Annotated in this window: 3 protein-coding genes; 1 reads left to right on the top strand and 2 read right to left on the bottom strand. The window is 69.3% G+C overall.

Annotated features, from left to right (window positions below; translation table 11 throughout):
• Both GA0115259_RS12325 and GA0115259_RS12320 read right to left on the bottom strand, forming a co-directional pair.
• A partial coding sequence (locus GA0115259_RS12325; RefSeq protein WP_093595132.1) for an MFS transporter occupies positions 1 to 2040 on the bottom strand: 2040 nt, incomplete at its 3' end.
• 24 nt (positions 2041 to 2064) lie between these two features.
• Positions 2065 to 2565 (bottom strand): MarR family winged helix-turn-helix transcriptional regulator, encoded by a 501-nt coding sequence (locus GA0115259_RS12320; RefSeq protein WP_093595129.1) that lies wholly within the window; start codon positions 2563 to 2565, stop codon positions 2065 to 2067.
• Between the two features lie 388 nt (positions 2566 to 2953).
• On the opposite strand from GA0115259_RS12320, the gene GA0115259_RS12315 reads away from it, so the two are divergent.
• Positions 2954 to 3163 (top strand): hypothetical protein, encoded by a 210-nt coding sequence (locus GA0115259_RS12315; protein ID WP_093595126.1) that lies wholly within the window; start codon positions 2954 to 2956, stop codon positions 3161 to 3163.
• Positions 3164 to 3263 lie beyond the last annotated feature (100 nt).

The following is a 3263-nucleotide window of genomic DNA, read 5'->3' as shown; positions in this document are numbered from 1 at the left end:
CTCGTCACCGACGACCACCGTGGACGCCTGCGGCTGGAAGCCGTCGGCCGAGGCGATCAGTACGTACGAGCCCGATCCCGGCGAGTCCAGGGCATAGCCGCCGTCGGACTGGGCGACCGAGCGGGCGAGCTGACGTCCGGCCAGGGAGATCAGGGTGACGGCCGCGCCGGGCACCGCGGCGCCCTCGGCGGCGCGCACCACACCTCGTACGGCCGTGCCGTACAGCGACGCGGTCGTGGCTCCGGCCGGACCGGTGCTCTGGGCCGGTATCGCGGCTACCGCGGCGGGAGCCTCGACGGCCGCAGGAGACGCCTCGACGACCGCAGAAGACGCCTCGACGACCGCAGAAGACGCCACCGGAGCCGCGACAGCACCCAGAGCCACCGGCGCCTCGACCGCGCCGCCGCCCGCCGCCTCGGAGATCGCAGCTGTGGCACCGGCCTCCGACGCCTCACCACCGGACCGCGTCCTCAGCGCGACCTCCTTGATGAACAGCGTCAGCAGCAGGGCGACCACGGCCGCCGGAGCCGAGTAGAGGAAGACATCGCCGACGCCGTGCCCGTACGCCGCCTCCATGACTCCGCGCAGCGGCGCGGGCAGCGTGTCCAGATTGGGAATCGCTCCGCCGCCCGTGCCGCCGTGGCCCAGCGCCGCGCCCTGCGGGCCGAGATCGGCCAGTCCGTCCTTGACGTAGTGGGTGACCCGGTTGCCGAGCACCGCGCCCAGCGCCGAGACACCGATCGCACCGCCCAGGGAGCGGAAGAAGGTGACGGTGGAGCTCGCGGCGCCCAAGTCCTTCGGCGAGACCTGGTTCTGGGTGCACAGGACCAGGTTCTGCATCATCATGCCGACGCCGAGGCCCATCAGCGCCATATAGACGGCCATGTGCCAGTACGGGGTGTCGACCCGGAGCGTACCGAGCAGCCCGAGGCCCGCCGATACCAGCACACCACCGCTGACCAGCCAGATCTTCCAGCGGCCCGTCTTGGTGATGATCATGCCCGAGACGGTGGAGGAGAGGAACAGACCGCCGATCATCGGGATGGTCATCACACCGGACATTGTCGGCGACTTGTCGCGCGCGAGCTGGAAGTACTGGCTGAAGAAGACCGTTCCGGCGAACATCGCGATGCCGACGAAGAGCGAGGCCAGCGAGGCCAGTGTGATCGTACGGTTACGGAAGAGGCGCAGCGGGATGATCGGCTCGTGGGCCTTCGACTCGACGAGGACGAAGAGCGCGCCGAGCGCGACGGAGCCGCCGACCATGGCGTAGGTCTGCCAGGAGATCCAGTCGTACTTGTTGCCCGCGAAGGTGACCCAGACCAGCAGCAGCGACACGGCCGCGCTGATGAGGACGGCGCCCGACCAGTCGACCTTGACCTGGCGCTTGACGACCGGGAGCTTCAGCGTCTTCTGGAGCACGACCAGCGCGATGATCGCGAACGGGACGCCGACGTAGAAGCACCAGCGCCAGCCCAGCCACGAGGTGTCGGTGATGACACCGCCGAGCAGCGGGCCGCCGACGGTGGCGACGGCGAAGGTTGCGCCGAGATAGCCGCTGTAGCGGCCTCGCTCGCGCGGAGCGATCATCGCGGCCATGACGATCTGGGCGAGGGCGGAGAGCCCGCCGACACCGACGCCCTGGACCACCCGGCAGGCGATCAGCATCCCGGTGTTGTTCGAGAGGCCGGCCACGACCGATCCCCCGACATAGATGACCAGGGCTATCTGGACCAGGAGCTTCTTGCTGAAGAGGTCGGCGAGCTTGCCCCAGAGCGGAGTGGTCGCCGTCATCGCCAGCAGCGACGCGGTCACCACCCAGGTGTAGGCGCTCTGTCCGCCGCCGAGGTCGGAGATGATCTCGGGAAGCGCGTTGGAGACGATCGTCGACGAGAGGATCGCGACGAACATGCCCAGGAGCAGCCCGGAGAGGGCCTCCACGATCTGACGGTGTGTCATCGGCGTGCCGGGAGTGACGGCGGGGCCGCCTCCATGCTTGGCGTGGCCGCCCCGCACACCCGCTGGTGTGGTCGTAGCCATTGGTTTCCTTAGTCCTGCGTCGTCTTACGTGTGGTGCCGTACGGGCGTTTCCTGCCGCATGGGTGTACGGGTGTACGGAATGTCATGGCGCCGGTCCCGGCTCTCGCCGAAGCTGCTGCGCAGCCGGGCCAGCAGCGCGTTGAGCTGCCCTACCTCGTCGTCGGTCCAGTCGTCGAGCGTGCGCGCGAATATCTCGGTCGTCCGCCGGGCCAGTTCGTCGAGCAGGTCCTGTCCCGCGGGTGTCAGCCGCAGGATGCGCGAGCGCTTGTCGGCGGGGTCCGCGGACCGTTCGATCCAGCCGCGCTGTGCGGCATGGGCGACATGCCTGCTGGTCACCGACATGTCGACGGCGAGCAGCTCCGAGAGACGGCTCATCCGCATCTCGCCGTGGCGCTCCAGCAGAGTCAGTACGGCGGCGGAGCCTCCCGGGCATTCGGCGGGCAGGATGCGCGCCAGACTCCGTTTGACAGCGCCGACGCCACTGAGCTGGCGGGCCAGCTCGGCGTACTGACTCTGTGCGGCCATGGGACCTCCCCGATATCTTGTTGCTTGGGGCAACCATGGAACCATAGAAGCTATTGGTTGCTACAGGCAAATGAAATCGGGGCGCAGCGGAGTAAAGGAACTCAAAAGGCTTCGCATGGTACGGGTCAACACCCGGCGCGGCGGCCCCCGAGCTGGGAGAAGAGGCTTTCGGTCGGGGGAGAGAGGCTCTCGGCCGGGAGGGATGACATCCAGGGCCGAGGCAAGGCCGTCCGGAATTTCCTGAACGGATGTTCGGGGACTTAACGGGCGTTCGGTGCCCCGAGTTGCGCGTCCGGCGCCCGAATCGCGCGTCGGGCGCGGGATACAGGGCAGTTGGGTGCGGGCCCGGGGTTGGGCGGGATCCCCGCGTTCGCTAGGGTCCTGCCGTATGGCACACAACCCCCATGCCCCACAGGGCCCCGAGGGCACTCCCGACCCCGCGGGCAGCACCCAGATGTTCCGTGCGTTCGTCGACGACGGCGAGCCGCAGCGCAGGCAGCCGCCTCAGCAGCAGAGCGGGCCGAAGGCCGGACTGATCATCGGCGTCGTCGCCGTGGTCGTGGTCCTGGCCGTCGTGGGCTGGCTCGCCCTCGGCTGAGCCGTTACGGGCTGAGCCGTTACGACCGGTCGCGTCGGCCGTTCGCGCCCGCCGATGTGGCCGCTGGTCCGCCGGCGGTGCGGCGGGCGGGCCGCCGGGT

The organism is Streptomyces sp. MnatMP-M17 (genome assembly GCF_900091995.1).
Taxonomy (GTDB): domain Bacteria; phylum Actinomycetota; class Actinomycetes; order Streptomycetales; family Streptomycetaceae; genus Streptomyces.
Note: the sequence above shows the minus strand (reverse complement) of the source record. Positions and strands in the feature narration are given on the sequence as shown.

What these genes read in the sequence shown, in the direction of transcription:
- GA0115259_RS12320 (WP_093595129.1), bottom strand. Translation starts at nt 2,565, where the DNA reads ATGGCCGCACAGAGTCAGTACGCCGAGCTGGCCCGCCAGCTCAGTGGC.
- GA0115259_RS12315 (WP_093595126.1), top strand. Translation starts at nt 2,954, where the DNA reads ATGGCACACAACCCCCATGCCCCACAGGGCCCCGAGGGCACTCCCGAC.